This is a genomic window from Pseudoxanthomonas putridarboris (genome assembly GCF_038321125.1).
Lineage (GTDB): Bacteria > Pseudomonadota > Gammaproteobacteria > Xanthomonadales > Xanthomonadaceae > Pseudoxanthomonas_A > Pseudoxanthomonas_A putridarboris.
The window spans coordinates 247,011-267,997 of the sequence record NZ_JBBWWT010000005.1 but is presented as its reverse complement, the minus strand read 5'-3'; the positions used below and the strand labels follow the sequence as shown (position 1 = coordinate 267,997).

The window sequence follows — 20,987 nt, the reverse complement described above, 5'->3', positions numbered from 1 at the left end:
CCGGATCCATGGCGACACGGCGATGAAGTAAAGTCGTTGCCGGTTCCCTGGGAGGCGCAAGGCACATGCAGGCACGTCGAGTCCCGCACCGCATCCTCCATCGTGTCGCGTTCGCCTGTCTCGTGGCGATGCTGCCTTCCCTTGCCTGCGCTGGCGAGACCGTCGCGCGCGTACGGGTGGCGTTCGATAGTGAGGGCGTAGTCTCCACGCGGGCCGAAGGCAGGGCGGACGGGGCGGCCGGCCGCCACGTCACCGCCGACGATCCGGTACGCATCGCTTCCATTTCCAAGCTGGTCGTCGCCATCGCCGCGATGCGACTGGTGGAGGAAGGCGAACTCGAACTGGATGCCGACGTGTCGCCGCTGCTCGGCTGGCGGCTGCGGCATCCACGGTTCCCCGATGCGCCCATCACCCTGCGCCTGCTGCTGTCGCACCGGTCCGGCCTCACCGATGCCGCGGGCTATTACGCCACACCGCTGGGCGGACGGCTCAAGGACATCCTGGACGACCCGAAGGCATGGGATGCCGACCATGCACCGGGCACGTTCTTCCGCTACACCAATCTCAACTTCCCGCTGGTGGCGACGATCATGGAGCGCGCCACCGGCGAGCGCTTCGACCGCCTGATGGATCGCCTGGTGCTGGCGCCCCTCCGGATCAAGGCCTGCTACAACTGGGAGAGTTGCGATGCGACCACCGCCGCCCGCGCCGTGGTGCTCTACCGCGAAGGCAAGCCGGTGCGCGACGACCACCACGGCGGCAAGCCCGCCTGTTCCGTCGTGGTGGCCGAGGGAGAGGATTGCGATCTGGCGCGCTGGAAAGCCGGCGACAACGGCGCATTGTTCTCGCCGCAGGGCGGATTGCGCATCTCCGCCAACGGGCTGGCGAAGATCGGGCGCATGTTGTTGAACCGCGGCGAAGTGGATGGCATGCGGCTGTTGCGCCCCGGATCGGTCGCCGCGCTGACGCAGCCGGTCTGGACGTACACCGGCGACAACGGCGTCACCCACGAAGAGGACGAAGGCGGGTCCGACGCGTCCGCCAAGGCGTTCTTCTGCCGTTACGGCTTGGCGGTGCAGACGCTGGCGACCCCGTCCCCGGCCTGCGGCGACGACCCGTTCGGCGATGGCGTGCCGCGCGTGGGCCATGCGGGCAACGCCTACGGCCTGCTGTCGGGCCTGTGGCTGGACATGGAGAACGGCACCGGCGTGGCCTACTTCGCGACGGGGATCGACACCGTCCGACCCGGCGCGCATTCCGCCTTCAGCCGGGTCGAGGAAACGCTGGCATCAGGGACGGAGCCGTCCGGCGCGGAGTAGCGCCAGGCGATACGCCGCCCTCAAGAATCCCCGCGACGCGCCGATAGGGCTCTCAGGTTGTTCCGTGCCTCGCGCCTGCCGCGTCGCGTTCTTGCTGACCAGGGGATCCATCACGATGACGTCACGTCCTACCGTCCTGCTTTGCGACGATTCGCGCGCATTGCGCATGCTGGCCGCCCGGCAACTGGCCGACTCCGGTTTCGACGTGGTGGGGGAAGCCGGCAACGGGAACGAAGCGGTCAGCCAGTACCAGGCGCTGAAGCCGGACGTGGTGCTGATGGACCTGGTGATGCCCGAATGCGACGGCAAGCAGGCGCTGGCGCGGATCCTCGCCCACGATCCCGCCGCCCGCGTGGTGATCCTGAGCTCACTGGGCGCGCAGAGCGATATCGAGGAGTGCCTGAAGCTGGGCGCCAGGTCCTACCTGCAGAAGCCGATCGATCCGGACGTGATGGATCGCGTGCTGCACGAAGCGGTCGCCTGACCGGCACGCCTTTCCTCATACCGACATCTGCACGAGGCCACACCATGGCAGCAAAATTCCTGGGCCAGTTCCTGTTGGAGCGGGGCAGCATCACGTCCACGCAATTGCTCGCGGCGCTGGAGGCGCAACGCGCCACCAATCCGCTGCTGGGCGAACTGGCCGTCCACCACGGCATGCTGACGGCCGCGCAGGCGCGCCGCATCAACGAGCGGCAGCGCGCCGAGGACCGCCGCTTCGGCGACATCGCGCGGGAAATGGGCCTGCTGGATGCCGCGCAGCTCGACGTGCTGCTGGCTGCGCAGAAATCGGGACGCAAGCTGTTCGGCGAAATCTTGGTGGAACAGGGCGCATTGAGCCGAGAGCGACTGGAAGCCGAGCTGGCCGCGCACCGACAGGACCTGGATGAAGCCAACCACGCCCTGGCGCTCGGCATCGCCGGCCACGCGCTCGCCGACACCGTCACCAGCGCCATCCGGGTCTGCAACCGCCTGTTCCCGCGCCTGCTGGACAGCCAGTGCCAGGCGGCGGGCATCGCCGATGCCGCGACGCTGGCCGGTTGCGAGGTCACGGCGCACGTGCGCATCGAAGCGGCCCATCCCCTGCTGGTCGGCATCGGCTGCGCGCGCGCCACCCTGCAGTCGATGGCCTGCGCCTTCCTGTCGATCGCGCCGGAGCAATGCGACGACGAACTGGCGCTGGACGCCCTGGGCGAACTGGTCAACGTGCTGATGGGCTACGTGGTGCGCGACACCCTGCCCGACGACGCGTCCTACCGCGCCCATCCGCCCTCGACCGCCCTCACCGCCGCCGACCTGGCCGCCACCGGCAATACGCTGGCCCTGACCATGAACTCGCAACGCGGCGCCTTCGTCCTGGTCGTCGGCTGATACGCCCCACCCCCGCCGCGAGGCGACGGGGGCGCCGGCACTAGGCCCGCGTCAATCGCCAGGCCCGGTGGATGCGGGCATTGCGCTCGAAGTCCACCGGGATGGTCTTCGCGCTGATGTCCTCGCAGCGGGCGAATTCGGCCACCGCGTTCTCGTCCAGCCGGAAGCGGCGGAAGTTGTTGCTGAAGTACAGCACGCCGCCGGGCGCCAGCCGCGCCACGGCGGCGCGCAGCAGGCGCACGTGCTCCTTCTGCACGTCGAAGTCGTCGGCACGCGCGGAGTTGGAAAACGTCGGCGGGTCGCAGAAGACCAGGTCGTATTCGCCGCGCTCGGCTTCCAGCCAGCGCACCGCATCGGCCTGCACCAGCCGGTGCTCGGCGCCGCCCAGGCCGTTCTCGGCCAGGTTGTCGGCGCACCACTGCAGGTAGGTGCCGGACAGGTCCACGCTGGTGGTCGTCGCGGCGCCGGCCACCGCCGCCTGCACGCTGGCCACGCCGGTGTAGCAGAACAGGTTGAGGAAGCGCTTGCTGCGCGCTTCCTGCGCCATGCGCTTGCGCAGCGGGCGATGGTCGAGGAACAGGCCGGTGTCCAGGTAGTCGAACAGGTTCACCCGCAGCAGCGCGCCGGACTCGCGCACCACGATGAACTCGTCGCGCTGCAGGAAGCGGCCGTACTTCGCGCCGCCCTTGCCGCGCTCGCGCGACTTCACCGCGATCCGTTCCTGCGGCACCGCAAACACTTCGCGCGTGGCCGCCAGCAATTCGCTGAAGCGGCGGCGCACGTCCGGCTCGGGAATGGTGGCCGGCGCCGCGTATTCCTGCACGTGCAGGAAGGTGCGGCCCTCGCCGCCCTCCTCCGTGTACACGTCGATGGCCGCCGCGTATTCCGGCAGGTCGGCGTCGTAGGCGCGATAGCAGGTCACGTTCTCCTGTTCGCGCCAGCGCTTGAATTTCTTCAGGTTCTTGCGGATGCGGTTCGCCACCATCTGCGCGCCTTCCGACAGCGGCCGCGCTTCGCGCGGCTCGCGGGCCGGCACGGCGATGGGGTCGCAGACGATCAGCGCGCACTCGATGGCGCCGTTGAACATCTGGTATTTCTTTCCGGCGCGCAAGCCGGTGGCGTAGCCCAGATCCGCATTGCCGCACAACAGGCTGGCGCGCCACTGCGGCACCGCGCGTTGCAGCGCATCGCCCAGCGCGCGGTACAGCGCGGCGTCGGCGGCCAGGCGCTCGTCGTACGGCGGATTGCAGACCACCAGGCCGCGCGCTTCCTCGCGCACCGGCAACTGCGCCACGTCGCGTGCATCGAATTGCAGCTGGCCCGCGAGACCGGCCAGCACCGCGTTGTCGCACGCGGCACGGATCGCCCCCAGGTCGATGTCGCTGCCGAAGAAGGCCGGCCTCAATGCCTTGCGCCCTTCCGCCTCGCGCCGCACCGCTTCGGCGAACAGCGTGCGCCACGCCTCCACGTCGAAGCCCAGCCAGCGCGACGGCAGCGCATTGCCGTGCCGTTGCAGGCCGGGCGCGACATCGGCGGCCATCAGCGCGCCTTCGATCAGCAGCGTGCCGCTGCCGCACATCGGGTCCAGCAGCGCGCCGCCTTCGTGATAGAGCGCCGGCCAGCCGCCGCGCATCAGCACGGCCGCGGCCAGGTTCTCCTTCAGCGGCGCCTCGTTCTGCGCCTGCCGCCAGCCGCGACGGTGCATCGGCCCGCCGCCCAGGTCGATGGATACCGTCGCGCGGCCCTTGCGCAGCGACAGGTTGATGCGCACGTCGGGCTGCTCCACGTCCACCGAGGGGCGTTCCACGCCCTGCTGGCGCAGGCGGTCGACCACGGCGTCCTTCACCCGCTGCGCGGCATAGCGCGCGTGGGTGATGGCTTCGCCGGACACGTGCGCGTCCACCGCCAAGGTCAGTTCCGGGCGGGTGTGCCGTTCCCACGCGATGGCGGCCACGCCGTCGTACAGCGCCTGCTCGTCGGGGCAGTCGAAGTCGGCGATCGGCCACAGCACGCGGCTGGCCAGGCGCGACCACAGCACGGCGCGCTGCGCATCGGCCAGTTCGCCGTCGGCGTTGACGCCGGCGATGGTGGCCGTCGCGGTGGGCACGCCCAGCGCGAGCAGTTCGTCGGCGAGCAGGTATTCCAGGCCCTTGGCGCAGGAGACGAAGAATTTCAAGGCAACCTCAAATCTATAAGGATCGTCATCCCGGCGCAGGCCGGGATCCAGTGGCGTTGTTCGCAGCGATGGAAGTCGCTGGGTCCCGGCATGCGCCGGGACGACGAGAGTTAAAGCGACGACAGCAACTGCCCGAACGCCTCCGCCGAATCGGCCACATGGCCGGACAGGCGGTGGGAATCGTTGACCAGCAGCAGGCGGGCGCGGCGCGCGAACGCCCAATCGGTCACCTGCTGCGCGGGAATCAGCTCATCGTCCCAGCCATGGATCACCGACACCGGCACCGGCGCGGCATCCAGTTCCGGCAGCGGCCCCATCGCGACCGGCGGCGCCATCAGGAACAGGCCCTGCGTGGGCACTTCCAGCGAAACGCGGCCGGCGATGTACGCGCCCAGGCTGGAACCGGCCAGCACCACCGGACCGCGCGCGGCGGCGGCACGCGCGAGTCCGAGCAGGCGTTGCAACCTGGCGGACACGTCGCCCAGCGAACTGACCTCGCGGCGGGCGTCCAGGTCGGTGTAGTCGGGGCGCTCGTGCGTCCAGCCCAGCCGTTCGGCGACGTCGGCCAGCGCGGTGACCTTGGTGGCGTCCGGGCCGCTCTCGAAACCGTGCGAAAGAATGCAGTGGCCGCGCACGCCGGACGCCCGCATCACAGCGCCTCCACCGCATCGCCCACGCGGAAACTGCCGCCTTCGACAATGCGCGCGCACAGGCCGCCGTGGCCGCGCATGGCGTTGTAGCCGCCCGGCCCCAGCGCGTCCTCCATGCGCGAGCACGGGTCGCAGGGTTCGGTGCCTTCCAGCACCACGCTGCCGACGCGGAAGCGGCGCTCCTTCAACGCGACCAGCGGAATGCCCGACACCACCACGTTCCGCCGCAGCAGCGACGCCTGCAGGTCCGGACGCTGCGCCAGCGCGGCGATCGCCGGCAGGTGCTCTGCCTGGATCAGGGTGATGCCGCGCTTGCCGCTGCCGCCCTTGTAGCGGTCGCCCGCCAGGCCGCCGCCGGCGGTGGCTTCCGCCCGCTCGACGGCCACCATGACTTCATCGCGTGCCGGGCGCAGGCCGATCCATTCCACCCGGCCGGCGCGCGGCAGGGTGGCCATCAGCCTGGCCAGCGGGGAGTCGGGAGACAGCGGCATGGGACGGTTCCAGCGACGGGCAATGGCCTGCGAAGGCCGCCAGTTTACCGGACCACCCGTCGCCCCGCCCCGCGCGGGCTTGCTAGCATGCCGCGCATGCTGCCCGACCTGCCCCCCGCCCCGGAACCCGTCGTCGATCCGTTGCCCTACGAGCTGAAGCTGCAAGCCCGGCCGCGCGCGCAGATCGACCTGGTGGTGATCCACTGCACCGAACTGCCCGCGCTGGACGACGCCCGCCGCGCCGGCGAACGGGTCCTGTACCCCTCCGGCACCGGCAACAGCGGCCACTACTACATCGACCGCGACGGCCGCGTGCATGTCTACGTGCGCCCGGAACGCATCGCCCACCACGTGCGCGGCTACAACGACCGCGCGGTCGGCATCGAACTGGTCAACACCGGCCGCTACCCGCACTGGCTGGCCAGCGGCAGCCAGCGGATGGACGAGCCCTACACGCCCGCGCAGATCGCTTCGCTGATCGCCCTGCTGGCCTCGCTGCAACGCGAACTGCCCGCGCTGAAGTACATCGCCGGCCACGAGGACCTGGACACCACCCACGAGCCCGCCAGCGACGACGCCCGCGTGCGGGTGCCGCGCAAGATGGACCCCGGCCCGCTGTTCCCCTGGGACGCGGTGATGCGGGCGACCACGCTGGAACGGCTGGTGCCGTAGCGTGCGCCGTGCATAAGGCAGCTCCGGAACGCTTGCCACAGCGACCCGCCCCCTTGTAGGAGGGGCTTTAGCCCCGATGCTTTTCCGCCAGATGAGGCAAAGGCATCGGGGCTAAAGCCCCTCCTACAGGGCGGCCGCTATAATTTCCCAGTCAACGCCACAGGCACCGCGCCCTTGTCCCCCACTCCCGAACCCGTCGTCTCCGAACTAATCGAACTGCTGTCGCTGGAGCGGCTGGAGGACAACCTGTTCCGCGGCCAGAGCCGCGACATCGGCACCAAGTACGTGTTCGGCGGGCAGGTGCTGGGGCAGGCGCTGTCGGCCGCGCAGGCCACCGTGGAAGCGCCGCGCCGCGCGCACTCGCTGCATGCGTACTTCCTGCGCGCCGGCAACATCGAGGCGCCCATCGTCTACGAAGTGGACCGCACCCGCGACGGCGGCAGCTTCTCGGTGCGCCGCGTGACCGCCATCCAGCACGGCCGCGTGGTGTTCTTCTGCGCGGCCTCGTTCCAGGCCGAGGAAGAAGGCGCCGAACACCAGTTGTCGATGCCGGAAGTGCCGCAGCCGGAGGACATCGAACCCGCGCCGGCCGTTCCGGCCGAGGTGATGGCGACGCTGCCGATCAAGGTGCAGCGCTGGCTGTCGCGGCGCGGGCCGTTCGAGTTCCGCCACGTGTATCCGCGCGACGAACTCAATCCGCCCAAGCGCCCGCCGTTCCAGCAGGTGTGGTTCCGCCTGAGCGAGCCGGTCGGCGATTCGCCCGAACTGCACCGCGCCCTGCTGGCCTACGCCTCCGATTTCCAGTTGCTGGGCACCGCGACCTATCCGCACGGCATCAGCTACTACCAGCCGAACGTGCAGATGGCCTCGCTGGACCACGCGCTGTGGTTCCATCGTCCGTTCCGCGCCGACGACTGGCTGCTGTATTCCATCGACAGCCCCAGCGCGACCAGTTCGCGCGGGCTGGCGCGCGGACAGATCTTCGACCGCCAGGGCCGGCTGATCGCCAGCACCTCGCAGGAGGGCCTGATCCGCGTGGTGCCGGACGCGGTAGCCGCGTCCGCCGTTCCGGCCAAGGATTGAACGATGCGACAGGTATTCACCAGCCAGCGGATCGAAACCGTCGAAGGCGTGGCCAGGCTGCTGACCGATGCCGGCATCGAGGTCTACATCAGCAACGGCCGCTCCTACCACAGCAAGCGCGGCAGCCAGTTCAGCTACACCCAGCCGACGCCGCAGTCGCAGCAGCCGGCGCTGTGGATCCGCCATGCCGAGGACCAGCCGCGCGCCCGCGAACTGCTGCGCGCCGCCGGCCTGCTGGAAACCACCCGCCCCGGCAACGGCCCCAGCCTGACCTTCACCCGTCCGGTGGAGGAAGCGCCGCGCCGGTCCTGGGCCTGGCGGATCCGGCTGATCCTGCTGGCGCTGATCGCGCTGGCCGCCGCCGTGATGTGGATGCGGCGGCCCGTCCCCGCCCCGCCGGTCCCGGCGCAGCCGCAGGAACAGCCGCAGCCCGCCCCCACCGAGCCCGCGCCGGCGGACGATGAGAATCGCGTCCGCATCCAGCCCGCCACCGGCTGAGCGCATGGACAGGCGCGCGAGGGCCGGTCACATCCGCCGCGGAATTCCGTCCGGGTCAGCAGGCCATCCGTACGGCGAGACCCGATGAACGCGCAAACCCTGGACCTGATGCTGCAGCACGAACTCCCGGCCGCCGCCCGCGGCAACCGGGAAGCCTACGGACGCATCGTGCTGGCCTGCCAGAACACCGTCACCGCCATCGCCCTGGCGATCACCCGCGACGTGCAGGCCAGCGAGGACATCGCGCAGGAAGCCTTCCTGAAGGCCTGGCAGCAACTGGACCGGTTGAAGAATTCCGCCAGCTTCCTGCCCTGGCTGCGGCAGATCACCCGCAACCTGGCCCGCGACTGGCTGCGCGCCAACCACGGCCGCCCGCTGTCCGGCGAAGCCGCCGAGATCGCCATCGGCATGGCCGCCGACCCGTCGCCGACGCCGTCGGAACGCCTGCTGCGGACCGAAGAGGAAATCGTCGCAACCGACATCATCTCGGCATTGCCGGAGGACAGCCGCGAAACGTTGTTGCTGTTCTACCGCGAAGGCCAGAGTTCGCAACAGGTCGCCGACCTGTTGGGCCTGAGCGATGCCGCCGTGCGCAAGCGCCTGTCGCGCGCCCGCGCCACGGTGCGCGAGGAACTGCTGAAGCGCTTCGGCGAGTTCGCGCGCTCCACCGCGCCCGGCACCGCTTTCGCGATGATCGTGCTGGGCGGCCTGGTTGGCGCCATGCCAGCGGCCAGCGCGGCCACGGTGATCGGTTCGGGCGTGCTGGGCGGCGGCATCGGCAAGCTGGGCACCAGCGGCCTGATGGGCGGCGGCGTGTCCGGGGGCGTGGCGGGCGGCTCGTTCGGCCTGATCCTGCAGACGTTCACCCAGCACCCCGCCAGCCTGGCCGGCTTGATCGGCGGCGTCATCGGCGGCCTGGCCGGCTATGTCTTCACCTGGTGGTACCTGGCGCGCTTCGGCCAGACCGCCCAGGACCGCCAGAGGATCCGCCGCTTCCTGCTGCTCAATTCCAGCACGGCGGCGGCATGGCTGTTCTGCGTGATGCTGGCCACCGTGCTGTACCGCGGCTGGCTGGCCCTGAGCATCGCCTTCGTGGTCGGCCTGGCGATGGTCAACTACCAGTACCTGGTCACGCTGCCGAGGATCATGGCCCCGTTGCTGGCCCATCCCGCCAACGCCGCCAGGCGGCGGGGATACGACTACGTGATGGGGAAGAAGGCGATCGTGTTCAGCACCCTGCTGGCCGTGGGCGCGATGGCGTTCGCCCTGGTCCAGAGCGGCCGGATCTGACACCGCCCCGGAAACGCCCCGCTACTCCCTCGCACCGCCACGGGTCACACTCCGCATGTCCGGTCGTCGTGTACGCATGATCCGGACGGACTGGAGGATGCGTGGATACCCTTTCGCTCGAGCTCGCACTGCGCGATGAACTGCCCGCCGCGGCCGACGGCAACCGCGACGCCTATGGCCGCGTGGTGGCCGCGTGCCAGAACACCATCACCGCCATCGCGCTGGCGATCACCCGCGACGTGCAGGCCAGCGAGGACATCGCGCAGGAAGCTTTCCTGAAAGGCTGGCGCCAGCTGGGCACGCTGAAGAACCCCGACAGCTTCCTGCCCTGGCTGCGCGAGATCACCCGCAACCTGGCGCGCGACCACCTGCGCGCGCAACGCCGCCGCCCGATGACCGGCGAGACCGCCGAACTGGCGATCGCGCTGGCGGCCGACACCGCTCCCACTCCGGCCGAAACCCTGCTGCATACCGAGCAGGAAGCGGCGGCGCTCGAGGTCATCGCGGCCCTGCCCGAGGACAGCCGCGAGGTGCTGCTGCTGTATTACCGCGAGGGACAGCGCGCGCCCCAGGTCGCGAGGCTGCTTGGCCTCACCGACGCCGCGGTACGCAAGCGCCTGTCGCGCGCGCGCCAGTACGTGCGCGAAGAACTGATGGCGCGCTTCGGCGAGTTCGCGCGCAGTTCGGCGCCGTCGGCCGCGTTCGCCGGCGGGGTACTGGGCATGCTGGCCGTCGCCGCACCCTCCACCGCCAGCGCCGCGTTGCTGGGCAGTGGTTCCGCCGTAGCGGGCAAGGGGCTGCTGAAAGTGCTGGGCGCTTCCGCCGGCGTCGTCGCGCTGGGCATCGTGGTGGGCATCGGCTCGGTGTGGTTCGGCATCCGGAAACAGTTGCGCGATCCGCTGGATGCCGAAGAGCGACATGCGTTGCTGCGCTATGGCGCCTTCAACACGACGCTCATCGTGGCCTTCATCGCCGGCATCAGCGCATTGAGCAAGGTGCCCGGCTGGCTGCCGCACATGGCGCTGACATGGGCGTACATGGCGGGCATCTTCTGGGCCAGCGGTCGCTGGCTGCCGCGCATCCTCAAGCGCCGCCAGGCCCGCGACATGCTGCGCGATCCGGTGGCCACGCAACGCAAGATGGAACGCCAGCGCAGGTGCAGGGTCGCGGGCATGGTGGTGGGAGGCCTGATGGGCACGGCAGGGCTGACGATCGGCCTGGTCATGTCCGGCCGCCTGTCCTTCTAGGCTGGTTCACGCCGGGCAGTCGTGCGCTGCGCGCACCGGCGAGTCGGCGGCTTCACTCTATACCCTTACTGTCCCAAGGCCGGACACGAAAGGGCCCATGCCTGGCGGCATGGGCCCCGGTCACTGCGAATCCGCTCAGCGGCGCTGGCGCCCGGCGGCCAGTTCTTCCTTCGACAGGAAGCCATCCTTGTTCGTGTCCAGAGCATCGAAGCGCTCGGCGAGGCGCGGGTTGCCCTTCACCTCGTCGCGCGAGAGCCGGCCGTCCTTGTTCGCGTCCGCCGATGCGAAACGCTCGTCCATGCGCGCCTGCATGCGCTGACGGAATTCCTCGCGGCGCTTCGCATCGGCCTGGTCGATTTCCGCGCGGGTCAGCTTGCCGTCCTTGTCGGCATCGGCCTTGGCGAACCATTCATCGCGCCGTTGCTTGCCGCGCAGCTCGTGGTCGGCGCGGTCGATGACGCCGTCCTTGTTCGCATCCATCTGTTCGAACCGCTCGGCGAAGCGCGGATCGACGGCGGCTTCCTCGCGGCTGATCTTGCCGTCGCCATTGGCATCCAGTTTCTTGAAGGCGAAGCCTTGGCGCTGGCCGTGTTCGCCGCCGCGACGGCCATGCCCGCGCATGCCCTTGCGCTGCGGACGCTCATCGGCGGTCAGCTTGCCGTCGCCGTTCTTGTCCAGCCGATCGAAGTGTTCGGCCAAGCGCGGATGGCCGGCGGCTTCGGCCTTGTCGATGGCGCCATCGTTGTTCTTGTCGAGGCTGGCGCGCGCGGGCTTCTGCGCATCGCCGGCCTGGGTGGCGGCCAGCGCGCTGCCGGCGCCGAGGGCGGCCAGCACGGCCACGAAAAGCAGGGTCTTGCGGTTCATCGTGTTCTCCTGAAGACGCGGCGCCATGTGCGCCACTGCCACAGGAAACGCGTCGCCCGCCCGCAGGTTGACGCCCGGACGGGCGCATTCAGCTGGCGGATAGTCGCAGCGCACGCGATGGCGGGGCCGCAGTATGCTGGCCCGCATGACACAGCCCCTCGCCCGCGCCCTGTCGATCTTCGGCCACCCGATGCTGGTGTTGCCGCTGGCCGCGTTGACGGTGGCACTGACGCAGGGCGAGCGACGGACGGCGCTGGCGATGGCCGCGGGCTTCGCCGGTTTCGCCATGCTGGTGATGGCGTTCTCGTGGTGGCAGGTGCGGCGGGGTCGCTGGAGCCACGTGGATGCCAGCGCGAAACACGAGCGCGGCACGTTGAACCGCTTCCTGCTGGCGGCGCTGGTCGCGGCCGCGCTGCTGGTCGCGTGGCGCGGCGGGCAGCCGCTGCTGGCGCTGGGCCTGGCGCTGTCGGCCACGATGATCCTGGCCGCCATGCTGACCGCGCGCTGGTGCAAGCTGTCGCTGCACCTGGCGTTCGCGGTGTTCGCCGCACTGCTGCTGCGCGAACTGGGCACGGCATGGATGCTGGCGGCACTGGCATTCGCCGCGGCGGTGGCCTGGTCGCGGCTGGCCCTGCAACGGCACGCCCCGCGCGACCTGCTGGCGGGTGCGGTGGCCGGCGGGCTGGCCGGATTCGCGTTCTGGCCGCTGGCCGCGCGGATGGGGGGCTGAGCATGGGCGAGAACGCCGTCCAACCCATCGACGAGCTGCGACTGTTCCATACCGGCGAACATCCCTGCGGCTACTGGTCCGACCGGGTGGCGCGCGATCTGGTGCTGGACCCGCGCGATCCGCGCCTGGCGCAGATGTATCCGCAGGCGCTGGCCTGGGGGTTCCGCCGCTCCGGCGACATCGTCTACCGGCCGCATTGCCGGCAGTGCCGCGCCTGCGTGGCGGTGCGCATCCCGGTGGCCGACTTCACCCCCGACCGCAGCCAGCGTCGCTGCGCCGCACGCAACGCCCGGGTGGAAACCCGCATCGTCGCCGCGCTGAGGACCGAGGAACACCTGGCGCTCTACCGCCGCTACCTGGCCGCGCGGCATCCGCAAGGCGGCATGGACGACCATGGCGCGGTCGAGTTCGACCAGTTCCTCGTCGGCAGTTGGTCGCATGGACGCTTCGTGGAGCTGCGCGAAGACGGCGAACTGCTCGCCGTCGCGGTGACCGACCTGGTCCCCGGCGCGCTGTCCGCCGTCTACACCTTCTACGACCCTGCGCTGGAGGCCCGCAGCCTGGGCACGCTGGCGATCCTGCGGCAACTGGAATGGGCACGACGCGACGGGTTCGCCCACCTGTACCTGGGCTACTGGATCGACGGCCACCGGAAGATGGATTACAAGCGCCGCTTCCGGCCGCTGGAGATGTTCGACGGCCGGCAGTGGACCCGCGCGATAGTGTGAGATGTAAATGTGAGTGTTTTTTTCGTGACGGTGGGCACAGAATCGGCATGCCGTTGCGCGTCTGCGTCATGGCGCTTGAAGAACCACTCATCCGAATCTGGAGCTTTGCATGAAGTTCAACGTTTTTGCCCTGGCCGCGCTGGCGACCCTGACCCTGGCGGCCTGCAAGCCCGCCGACGAAGCCACCCCGGCTACCGACGCCCCCGCGACCACCGCACCGGCCACCGACACCGACGCCGCCGTGCCCTCCGCCGGCACCGACACCGTGAACGCCTCCACCGGCGTGGCCGAGTGCGACCAGTACCTCGAAAAGATCTATGCCTGCATCAGCGACAAGGTGCCGGAAGCCCAGCGCGACATGATGAAGCAGGGCATCGAGCAGTCGAAGGCCAGTTGGGCCGCCGTCACCGACAAGAGCGCGCTGGCCGCGCAGTGCAAGACGGCGATGGACCAGGCCAAGGCCGGCTACGCGGCGATGGGCTGCTCGTTCTGAATCGCGGCGTTCCATCGACCTGATTCGTCGTCACGCCCGCAACGCCCCGCCATGCGGGGCGTTGTCGTTTTTGCACAATGGTCATGACGACATGACATCATCGCGGGATGCGCCGACTGACCGCCCTGCTTCCGATGATCCTTGCCCTGGCCGCCTGTGGCGGCTTCGTTCCCCACAACGACGGTCGCGGCACAGCCGGCCCGCCCCTGCGGGTCGCCACCTACAACACCTCGCTGTACTCGGACGAGGCCGGTGGCCTGGTCCGCGAACTGGAAGGCGACAGCGCGCACGCGCGCAAGATCGCGGCGGTACTGCAGAAGGTGCGGCCCGACCTGCTGCTGGTGAACGAATTCGACTACGACCCGCAGCACCGCGCGGCCGACCTGTTCCAGCAGCGCTATCTCGAAACCGCGCAACCCGGCGGCGGAGAGCCCTTGCGTTATCCCTACCGCTACCTCGCCCCGGTCAACACCGGCGTACCCAGCGGACTGGACCTGGACCGCAACGGCACCGCCGGCGGCACGGGACGCGACCGCGGCAACGACGCCTGGGGCTACGGCCTGCACCCGGGCCAGTACGGCATGCTGGTGCTGTCGCGCTTCCCCATCGACGAGGCGCAGGTGCGCACGTTCCAGATGCTGCGCTGGAGCACGCTGCCCAACGCGCAGAACCCGATCGACCCGGCCTCGCGCGGGGCCTTCTATCCGGAAGAAATCTGGCAGCAACTGCGGCTGTCCTCCAAATCGCACTGGGACGTGCCGGTGCGCACGCCGGGCGGTACGGTGCACTTCCTCGTGTCGCACCCCACCCCGCCGGTGTTCGATGGTCCGGAGGACCGCAATGGCCTGCGCAATGCGGACGAGATCCGCCTGTGGCACGAATACCTGACACCCGGCGACAAGCCCTGGCTGTGCGACGACCTGGGCCGTTGCGGCGGGTTGGCGCCCGATGCGCGCTTCGTGATCGCCGGCGATCTCAACAACGATCCCGTGGACGGCGACGGCCGCCACGAGGCCATCATCGAACTGCTGGAACACCCACGCGTGCTGCGCATGCCCACCCCGCGCAGCGAGGGCGGCGCCGAGACCGCCCAAGACTACATCGCGAAAGGCCTGAAGATGCAGGGCTCGCCCGCGCACGTCACCGGCGATTTCGGGCCGCGCACCGGCGCGATGCGGCTGGACTACGTGCTGCCGTCCACCGGCTTCGCGCTGGAAGGCAGCGGCGTGTTCTGGCCGAGGAAGGACGACCCGGACGCCGCCATCGCCGACGGCAGCGACCATCATCTGGTGTGGATGGACCTTTCCCTCTAGCTAGAACGAAGTGCCGCGGCGCCTTCCCCCTGTGGGAGCGACGTAAGTCGCGACGGACTGGCGGCAGGAAACTTATCGCGACTTACGTCGCTCCCACAGTCGAGGTTGTCACCCGCGGCCCGAAGCCGAACACCGAGTCGCTCTGCGCCGACACGATCATGCGGATCATGCTGCCGGGCACCATCAGTTCGATCTGCACGTCGTGGCCTTCCGGGTTCTTGCCCACCAGGGTCATCTCGGTGAACGCGCCGCCGGTGTCGATCTCCTTGCAGAAGATGTGCGGGCCGTCGGGCTGGTCGGTCAGGTAGGGCTTGATCGCCTCGCCCAGTGCTTCCAGCGCCTGCGGGAAGAAGAACACGGCGTAGCCGCTGTTGCCATTCATACGACTCTCCAAAATTTGGTCCTGCCTGCCTCCCCGTCGTTGCTCTGTGGGGAGGCCGGCTTCGTTCGCCCCTCATCCGGCCTGCGGCTACCTTCTCCCCGCATGCGGGGAGAAGGTTTCGAGGAAAGCCTATTCCAGTGTCATGACGATCGCCGCAGCCGCCTCGCGCGCCGTCGCGCGCGCGGCGTCGATGGTCCCGCCGCGCGCCAATGTCACGCCGACGCGGCGATGGCCTTCCACGCGCGGCTTGCCGAACAGGCGGAGCGCGGTATCCGGCGCGACCAGCGCGCCTTCCACGTTGCCGAACACCGGCACGCCATGCCCATGCGCCAGCATCGCGCACGAGGCCGAGGGGCCGTTCTGGCGGATCGCCGGGATGGGCAGCCCGAGGATGGCGCGCGCGTGCAATGCGAACTCCGACAGTTCCTGCGACACCAGCGTGACCAGCCCGGTGTCGTGCGGACGCGGCGAGACTTCGCTGAACCACACCTCGTCGCCCTTCACGAACAGTTCCACGCCGAACAGGCCCCAGCCGCCCAGATCGTCGGTGACCGCCTTCGCGATGGCCTGCGAGCGTTCCAGCGCCAGCGCCGTCATCGGCTGCGGCTGCCAGCTCTCGCGATAGTCGCCATCCTTCTGCCAGTGACCGATCGGATCGCAGAAGGCGGTGCCGCCGGCATGGCGCACGGTCAGCAGGGTGATCTCGTAGTCGAAGTCGATGAAGCCCTCGACGATGCAGCGACCCGCGCCGGCACGGCCACCGGTCTGCGCGTAGTCCCAGGCCGCGTCGATGTCGGCTTCCGCCCGCAGCGTGCTCTGGCCCTTGCCGGAGGACGACATCACCGGCTTGACCACGCAGGGCAGGCCGATCCCGGCGACGGCGGCGCGATATTCGTCCAGCGTATCGACGAAGCGGTACGGCGAGGTGGGCAGGCCCAGCGTCTCGGCGGCCAGCCGGCGGATGCCTTCGCGGTCCATGGTCAGGCGCGCGGCACGGGCCGTCGGGATGACCCGCGCGGCGCCTTCGGCCTCCAGCGCCACCAGCGTCTCGGTGTGGATGGCCTCGATCTCGGGCACCACCAGGTGCGGGCGCTCCTGGGCGACCAGCGCGCGGATCGCCGCCGGGTCCAGCATGTCCAGCACGTGCGCGCGATGCGCCACCTGCATGGCCGGCGCATCGGCGTAGCGGTCGGCGGCGATCACCTCCACCCCCAGCCGCTGCAGCTCGATGGCCACCTCCTTGCCCAGTTCGCCCGACCCCAGCAGCAGGACGCGGGTGGCGTGGGGGGATAACGGCGTACCGAGGCTGACCATGGGGGAATCCGGCGAGAGAAGTGGAGCGGCATTCTACCGGCCGGCCTCCCGCCGACGAACGGCTGTTGACGATTGATATCATTTTGATATCTTTTGTCCGAACCTGGAGGAACCGCCATGAAAGAGAACCCGATCCGCTCCCTGCCCGGCATCCCCTTCCTGTTGGGCGTGCTGGTGGTCGCCATCCTTGCCGTGTGGCTGTTCGTCACCGGCGCACGTCAGGACCCCGCCACCGGCGCACCGTCGGTTCCCCTGCTCCTGGGCGGCGTGCTGCTGGGCGTCGTCGCCCTGCTCAGCCTGATCGGCCTCTACACCGTGCAGCCCAACCAGTCGGCGGTGCTCAGCCTGTTCGGCAAGTACATCGGCACGGTGAAGGACAACGGCCTGCGCTGGAACAATCCCTTCTACAGCAAGCGGAAGATCTCCCTGCGCATCCGCAACTTCGAAAGCGGCCGGTTGAAGGTCAACGAGCTGGACGGCAGCCCCATCGAGATCGCCGCGGTGATCGTGTGGCAGGTGGTGGACTCGGCCGAGGCCGTGTTCAACGTGGACGACTACGAAAGCTTCGTGCACATCCAGTCCGAATCGGCGCTGCGCGCGATGGCGTCCAGCTATCCGTACGACCAGCATGAGGACGGCCAGATCGCGCTGCGCAGCCATCCCCAGGAGATCTCCCAGCACCTTCAAGAGCAGATCGCCGAGCGGCTGGGCAAGGCCGGCGTGGACGTGATCGAGGCGCGCATCAGCCACCTGGCCTACGCGCCGGAAATCGCCCAGGCCATGCTGCAGCGGCAGCAGGCCAACGCGGTGATCGCCGCCCGCACGCGGATCGTCGCCGGTGCCGTCGGCATGGTGGAAATGGCCCTGGCCGAGCTGCAGAAGAACGGCGTGGTGCAACTGGACGAGGAGCGCAAGGCGCAGATGGTCAGCAACCTGCTGGTCGTGCTGTGCGGCGAGCGCGGCACCCAACCGATCGTCAACACTGGCTCGATCTACTGAGCCGGCGGAACGGACCGGATCGTGTCTGAGAAGAAAGCCTACCCGCTGCGCATCAACGCCGACGTGCTCAACGCCGCGCAACGCTGGGCCGACGACGAGCTGCGCAGCCTCAACGCGCAGATCGAGTACGTGCTGCGCGATGCCCTGCGTAAGACAGGGCGCCTGTCCGCGCCGGGCAATCCCCCCAAGAAGGAGAACAAGCCGTGAGCAATCGCTGGAGTTACCAGGTCGTCGAAATGAAAGCGAGAATGATGGGCGGCATCAAGACCGATGCCTTGCAGGAAGAACTCAACAAGCAGGGCAAGCTGGGCTGGGAACTGGTGAACATCATCCATGCGACGCCGTCGATCACCTCTCCCGTCCTGGTCTTCAAGAAGGAAGCCTGAGCATGATCCGCCGGCCGCTCGCCGTCATGTTGCTTCGCTCGTCCGCCGCCGCCTGGATACGGCGGCACTGACGCATGGAGCCGATGCGCATGGAATCGGCGGACAGCGACATGGGGGTTCCTGCTCCCATCCCGGCCAGGCACGACCTGAAACTGGCCATGCTATTGGGCCTGGTCGCCGGGCTGTCGGTGATCGCATTGATGCCCTACCTGATGCAGGTGATGCCGGAGCGGCTGGCGCGGGTGCCCATTCCGCTGCCATGGCTGGCCGCCGTGCAGGCATTGCAGACGATGCTGCTGATCGGCGCGCTGTCGTTCTGCGGCCTGCGCATGGGCCACCGCGTCGGCCTGGGGGCGCCGCTGCTGCAGCGCGGCTTGAACCGGCGCCCGCTGGCCGCCGCGGATCGCCCGCGACCCGGACGCGCGATGGTGCTGGGAGCGGCGGGCGCGCTGGTGGTGCTGGCCGCGATGCGCGCCATCGATCCTTTCCTGCCGGAAATGCTGAACCCGCCTGCCCAGGCCGGGGCCGGCACTTCCGCGCTCAATGGCCTGCTGGCTTCCTTCTACGGCGGCATCGTCGAGGAACTGCTGCTGCGCCTGTTCCTGATGACCCTGCTGGTGTGGATCGTCGCGCGCGTGCGCGGGACCCTGCCCGGTCCCGCGGCGTACTGGACCGCGATCGTGCTGGCGGCCCTGCTGTTCGGCGCCGGGCACCTGCCGGCGGCCCACCACATCTGGGGCCTGGACGCCGTGGTCGTGCTGCGCACGGTCGGACTGAACGCGGTCATCGGCATCGTCTGCGGCTGGCTGTACTGGCGGCAGGGCCTGGAGATGGCGATGCTGGCGCACTTCAGCGCCGACATTGTGCTGCACATACTGGCGCCCCTGCTGGGAGCGGCGCCATGAGTTCCGCGACCGGCGACCGGGAAAACCACCCGCATGCCGCCAACCCGTTCCCCTTCGCCTGCCCGGCGCCGGCGAGGGCAACCACCCGATACCCACGCACCCGAGGAGCACGTTGATGCAACGCACGCAGGAGTTCGCCGTCGCCCCGATCGGCCAAGGTGCATGGCTATGGGTGTGGGTGCCGATGCTGCTCGCCGTCGCGGCCATGATCGCGGCGATGACGATGGAACAACAGACGCCGATGCCATGGGGCTGGTTGGCGATCCCCCTCGTGCTGCTGATCGGCGCCGGGCTGAGCATGGCATTGCGGCGCCGGCGCATCTTCATCGACAACCGCGAGTTGCGGATCCACGCCACGCTGTACACCAGGAAGCTGGTGCTGGAGGCCATCGACCTGGACAAGGCGCGCGTGGTCAGCCTGGAAGAACATACCGATCTCAAGCCGCGCCTGAAGACCAACGGTTTCTACCTGCCCGGCTTCCATGCCGGCCACTTCCGCCTGCGCAACCTGACCAAGGCGTTCTGCCTGATCACCGACCGCACCCGGGTGCTGGCCTTGCCGCTGCGCGACGGCGGGCTGGTGCTGCTCAGCCCCACCCGTCCGGCCGACCTGCTGGCGCGGCTGCGCGAACTGGCGGCACCCGCGCACCACCGCTAAGCTGGCCGCATGCCGCGCACGTCCGCCATCCCGCTGAAATCCTTCCTGCTCAACACGTCCCGGATCGAACTGTGGCCCGCCGGCATGCTGCGCGCGCGCGGCAATGCCGATGCGCGGGCGTTGTCGCGCGCCCACACGGTGCTGCGACGCAAGCACGACGGTCGCTACCTGGCCGCCGTGCTCGCGGACGGCGTGCTGCCGCTGCTGCCCGGACTTCCCCGTGAACCGGGCGTGGAGGAAGCGTGGGACGCGCTGGATGCGCTGGACGCCTCGCGCGGCTTCATGGTGGACGCGGCCGGCGAACTGCCGCTGGATGAGCTGCACGAACGCCTGCACCGGCTCGGCCTGGACGACGGTTACGGCGAACGCACCGGCCTGTCGCTGGTCGCCGAACCCGCCGCCCTGGCACTGGCCGGCTTCGACCGCTATCGCCGTCCGTTGTGGCTGAGCCTGGCCACGGCACGCGCCTGGAACGCGATGCGCCAGGCCGCCGCCAAAGACGGTGTGGCGCTGGACGCGATCTCCGGCTACCGCAGCCACGATTACCAACTGGGCATCTTCGAGCGGAAGCTGGCGCGCGGCCAGACGGTGGAGCAGATCCTCACCGTCAACGCCGCACCCGGCTACAGCGAACACCACAGCGGCCTGGCGCTGGATATCGGCACGCCCGGCGAACCGTCCGCCGAGGAATCGTTCGAGCGGACGCCCGCGTTCGCGTGGCTGACCGGGCGAGCCGGCGATTTCGGGTTCGCGATGAGCTACCCGCGCGACAATCCCCACGGCATCGTCTATGAGCCCTGGCATTGGTACCATCAGCCTCCAGGATGACGTAGGCTGGGATGAGCGAAGCGAATCCCGGCGCCGACCGATGAGAACTTATATCCGGACAAGGAGTGCCGGTGGCACCTACTTCTTCACTGTCAATCTCGCGGAACGTAAAGCCAGATTGCTGACCGAGCACATCATCGAGCTTCGCGAAGCCTTTCGCCGCACGCGACGGGACCATCCCTTCTTGCTCGATGCGATAGTCGTCCTCCCCGATCATCTGCATTGCCTCTGGACGATGCCAGATGGAGATGACGATTATCCGACCCGCTGGCGGCTGATCAAATCACGATTCTCCCGCGGCATTGCTCATGGCGAATGGGTCTCGAATAGCCGTAGACGCAAGGGCGAGCGCGGAATCTGGCAACGCAGGTATTGGGAGCACCTGATCCGCGACGACCACGACTATCGTGTCCACGCCGATTACATCCACTACAATCCGGTGAAGCATGGTCATGCGGCGAGTCCTGCGGACTGGCCCTATTCCACATTCCACCGTTGGTTGGATCGAGGGACATATCCGCCTGGTTGGGGCGGAAGCCACGAGACAATGACGCACGAACCGGAATGAGGCGGGAAGCGCCGGGATTCGC

26 protein-coding genes are annotated in these 20,987 nt (G+C 69.2%); 19 read left to right on the top strand and 7 right to left on the bottom strand.

The annotated features are described in order from the left end of the window. Positions 1 to 65 precede the first annotated feature (65 nt). From AAD027_RS13035 to AAD027_RS13025, 3 genes are all read left to right on the top strand, one after another. Positions 66 to 1,319 (top strand): serine hydrolase domain-containing protein, encoded by a 1,254-nt coding sequence (locus tag AAD027_RS13035; RefSeq protein ID WP_341726445.1) that lies wholly within the window; start codon positions 66 to 68, stop codon positions 1,317 to 1,319. Between the two features lie 115 nt (positions 1,320 to 1,434). Continuing rightward, positions 1,435 to 1,803: a response regulator gene (locus AAD027_RS13030; RefSeq protein ID WP_341726444.1), complete on the top strand. Its 369-nt coding sequence runs from the start codon at positions 1,435 to 1,437 to the stop codon at positions 1,801 to 1,803. A 44-nt stretch (positions 1,804 to 1,847) separates the two neighbouring features. After that, on the top strand, positions 1,848 to 2,690 hold the full coding sequence (locus AAD027_RS13025; RefSeq protein WP_341726443.1) for a cyclic di-GMP-binding domain-containing protein, MshE-related: 843 nt from the start codon (positions 1,848 to 1,850) through the stop codon (positions 2,688 to 2,690). A 40-nt stretch (positions 2,691 to 2,730) separates the two neighbouring features. Here the strand turns inward: AAD027_RS13025 and rlmKL are convergent, their stop codons facing one another. The 3 genes from rlmKL to AAD027_RS13010 all read right to left on the bottom strand — a co-directional run bounded on the left by rlmKL (position 2,731) and on the right by AAD027_RS13010 (position 6,007). After that, positions 2,731 to 4,866 carry a bifunctional 23S rRNA (guanine(2069)-N(7))-methyltransferase RlmK/23S rRNA (guanine(2445)-N(2))-methyltransferase RlmL gene (gene rlmKL / locus AAD027_RS13020; protein ID WP_341726442.1) on the bottom strand — a complete coding sequence of 712 codons (2,136 nt, stop codon included), beginning with the start codon at positions 4,864 to 4,866 and terminating at the stop codon, positions 2,731 to 2,733. A gap of 110 nt (positions 4,867 to 4,976) precedes the next feature. Further along, positions 4,977 to 5,516 carry a hypothetical protein gene (locus AAD027_RS13015; RefSeq protein WP_341726441.1) on the bottom strand — a complete coding sequence of 180 codons (540 nt, stop codon included), beginning with the start codon at positions 5,514 to 5,516 and terminating at the stop codon, positions 4,977 to 4,979. Continuing rightward, positions 5,516 to 6,007, bottom strand: a complete 492-nt coding sequence (locus AAD027_RS13010; protein WP_341726440.1) for an MOSC domain-containing protein — start codon at positions 6,005 to 6,007, stop codon at positions 5,516 to 5,518. Before AAD027_RS13010 ends, AAD027_RS13015 begins: the two co-directional genes overlap by 1 nt. A 96-nt stretch (positions 6,008 to 6,103) precedes the next feature. Between AAD027_RS13010 and AAD027_RS13005 the strand changes: the two genes are divergently transcribed. The 5 genes from AAD027_RS13005 (at position 6,104) to AAD027_RS12985 (ending at position 10,797) form a co-directional block, all read left to right on the top strand. Next, entirely contained in the window at positions 6,104 to 6,679 is a 576-nt protein-coding gene (locus tag AAD027_RS13005) for an N-acetylmuramoyl-L-alanine amidase (protein WP_341726439.1), read from the top strand. Positions 6,680 to 6,853: 174 nt separating this feature from the next. Further along, positions 6,854 to 7,762 carry an acyl-CoA thioesterase II gene (gene tesB, locus AAD027_RS13000; RefSeq protein WP_341726438.1) on the top strand — a complete coding sequence of 303 codons (909 nt, stop codon included), beginning with the start codon at positions 6,854 to 6,856 and terminating at the stop codon, positions 7,760 to 7,762. 3 nt (positions 7,763 to 7,765) lie between these two features. Continuing rightward, positions 7,766 to 8,260 carry a pathogenicity-like protein gene (locus AAD027_RS12995; protein ID WP_341726437.1) on the top strand — a complete coding sequence of 165 codons (495 nt, stop codon included), beginning with the start codon at positions 7,766 to 7,768 and terminating at the stop codon, positions 8,258 to 8,260. A gap of 84 nt (positions 8,261 to 8,344) precedes the next feature. Continuing rightward, the gene (locus AAD027_RS12990; protein WP_341726436.1) at positions 8,345 to 9,550 is read left to right on the top strand and encodes an RNA polymerase sigma factor; all 1,206 of its coding nucleotides are present in this window, start codon (positions 8,345 to 8,347) and stop codon (positions 9,548 to 9,550) included. A 101-nt stretch (positions 9,551 to 9,651) separates the two neighbouring features. Then, on the top strand, positions 9,652 to 10,797 hold the full coding sequence (locus AAD027_RS12985) for an RNA polymerase sigma factor (RefSeq protein WP_341726435.1): 1,146 nt from the start codon (positions 9,652 to 9,654) through the stop codon (positions 10,795 to 10,797). A gap of 135 nt (positions 10,798 to 10,932) precedes the next feature. Here AAD027_RS12985 and AAD027_RS12980 read toward each other — a convergent pair whose 3' ends face one another. Continuing rightward, positions 10,933 to 11,661, bottom strand: coding sequence for an EF-hand domain-containing protein (locus AAD027_RS12980; protein WP_341726434.1), 729 nt, complete (start codon positions 11,659 to 11,661; stop codon positions 10,933 to 10,935). Positions 11,662 to 11,806: 145 nt separating this feature from the next. Between AAD027_RS12980 and AAD027_RS12975 the strand changes: the two genes are divergently transcribed. From AAD027_RS12975 to AAD027_RS12960, 4 genes are all read left to right on the top strand, one after another. Then, the gene (locus AAD027_RS12975; protein WP_341726433.1) at positions 11,807 to 12,391 is read left to right on the top strand and encodes a phosphatase PAP2 family protein; all 585 of its coding nucleotides are present in this window, start codon (positions 11,807 to 11,809) and stop codon (positions 12,389 to 12,391) included. A gap of 2 nt (positions 12,392 to 12,393) precedes the next feature. Next, positions 12,394 to 13,119, top strand: a complete 726-nt coding sequence (locus AAD027_RS12970; RefSeq protein WP_341726432.1) for an arginyltransferase — start codon at positions 12,394 to 12,396, stop codon at positions 13,117 to 13,119. 109 nt (positions 13,120 to 13,228) lie between these two features. Next, a complete protein-coding gene (locus AAD027_RS12965; protein ID WP_341726431.1) occupies positions 13,229 to 13,612 on the top strand; it encodes a hypothetical protein in 384 nt (127 codons plus the stop codon). Between the two features lie 107 nt (positions 13,613 to 13,719). Then, complete coding sequence (locus tag AAD027_RS12960) at positions 13,720 to 14,925, top strand: endonuclease/exonuclease/phosphatase family protein (protein ID WP_341726430.1); 1,206 nt, start codon at positions 13,720 to 13,722, stop codon at positions 14,923 to 14,925. An 82-nt stretch (positions 14,926 to 15,007) separates the two neighbouring features. Here AAD027_RS12960 and AAD027_RS12955 read toward each other — a convergent pair whose 3' ends face one another. Then, entirely contained in the window at positions 15,008 to 15,307 is a 300-nt protein-coding gene (locus tag AAD027_RS12955) for a hypothetical protein (protein WP_341726429.1), read from the bottom strand. A gap of 129 nt (positions 15,308 to 15,436) precedes the next feature. Further along, positions 15,437 to 16,621, bottom strand: a complete 1,185-nt coding sequence (gene purT / locus AAD027_RS12950; protein ID WP_341726428.1) for a formate-dependent phosphoribosylglycinamide formyltransferase — start codon at positions 16,619 to 16,621, stop codon at positions 15,437 to 15,439. Positions 16,622 to 16,738: 117 nt separating this feature from the next. Here purT and AAD027_RS12945 point away from each other — a divergent pair, with 117 nt between their 5' ends. From AAD027_RS12945 to AAD027_RS12935, 3 genes are read left to right on the top strand one after another with little or no spacing between them, the layout of a single operon-like run. Beyond that, the gene (locus AAD027_RS12945; RefSeq protein ID WP_341726427.1) at positions 16,739 to 17,620 is read left to right on the top strand and encodes an SPFH domain-containing protein; all 882 of its coding nucleotides are present in this window, start codon (positions 16,739 to 16,741) and stop codon (positions 17,618 to 17,620) included. 21 nt (positions 17,621 to 17,641) lie between these two features. Continuing rightward, positions 17,642 to 17,827: a type II toxin-antitoxin system antitoxin gene (locus tag AAD027_RS12940; protein ID WP_341726426.1), complete on the top strand. Its 186-nt coding sequence runs from the start codon at positions 17,642 to 17,644 to the stop codon at positions 17,825 to 17,827. Beyond that, entirely contained in the window at positions 17,824 to 18,006 is a 183-nt protein-coding gene (locus AAD027_RS12935; protein WP_341726425.1) for a DUF4177 domain-containing protein, read from the top strand. Before AAD027_RS12940 ends, AAD027_RS12935 begins: the two co-directional genes overlap by 4 nt. On the opposite strand, the gene AAD027_RS12930 is transcribed toward AAD027_RS12935, so the two are convergent. Beyond that, positions 17,990 to 18,118, bottom strand: coding sequence for a hypothetical protein (locus AAD027_RS12930; RefSeq protein ID WP_341726424.1), 129 nt, complete (start codon positions 18,116 to 18,118; stop codon positions 17,990 to 17,992). The two genes, AAD027_RS12935 and AAD027_RS12930, sit on opposite strands and share 17 nt — an antisense overlap. Here AAD027_RS12930 and AAD027_RS12925 point away from each other — a divergent pair. From AAD027_RS12925 to AAD027_RS12910, 4 genes are all read left to right on the top strand, one after another. Continuing rightward, entirely contained in the window at positions 18,117 to 18,911 is a 795-nt protein-coding gene (locus AAD027_RS12925; RefSeq protein ID WP_341726423.1) for a CPBP family glutamic-type intramembrane protease, read from the top strand. The genes AAD027_RS12930 and AAD027_RS12925 overlap by 2 nt on opposite strands. Before the next feature lie 115 nt (positions 18,912 to 19,026). Next, positions 19,027 to 19,569 (top strand): PH domain-containing protein, encoded by a 543-nt coding sequence (locus AAD027_RS12920; protein WP_341726422.1) that lies wholly within the window; start codon positions 19,027 to 19,029, stop codon positions 19,567 to 19,569. A 9-nt stretch (positions 19,570 to 19,578) separates the two neighbouring features. Further along, on the top strand, positions 19,579 to 20,397 hold the full coding sequence (locus AAD027_RS12915) for a M15 family metallopeptidase (RefSeq protein ID WP_341726421.1): 819 nt from the start codon (positions 19,579 to 19,581) through the stop codon (positions 20,395 to 20,397). A 40-nt stretch (positions 20,398 to 20,437) separates the two neighbouring features. Continuing rightward, a complete protein-coding gene (locus tag AAD027_RS12910; RefSeq protein WP_341726420.1) occupies positions 20,438 to 20,965 on the top strand; it encodes an REP-associated tyrosine transposase in 528 nt (175 codons plus the stop codon). Positions 20,966 to 20,987 lie beyond the last annotated feature (22 nt).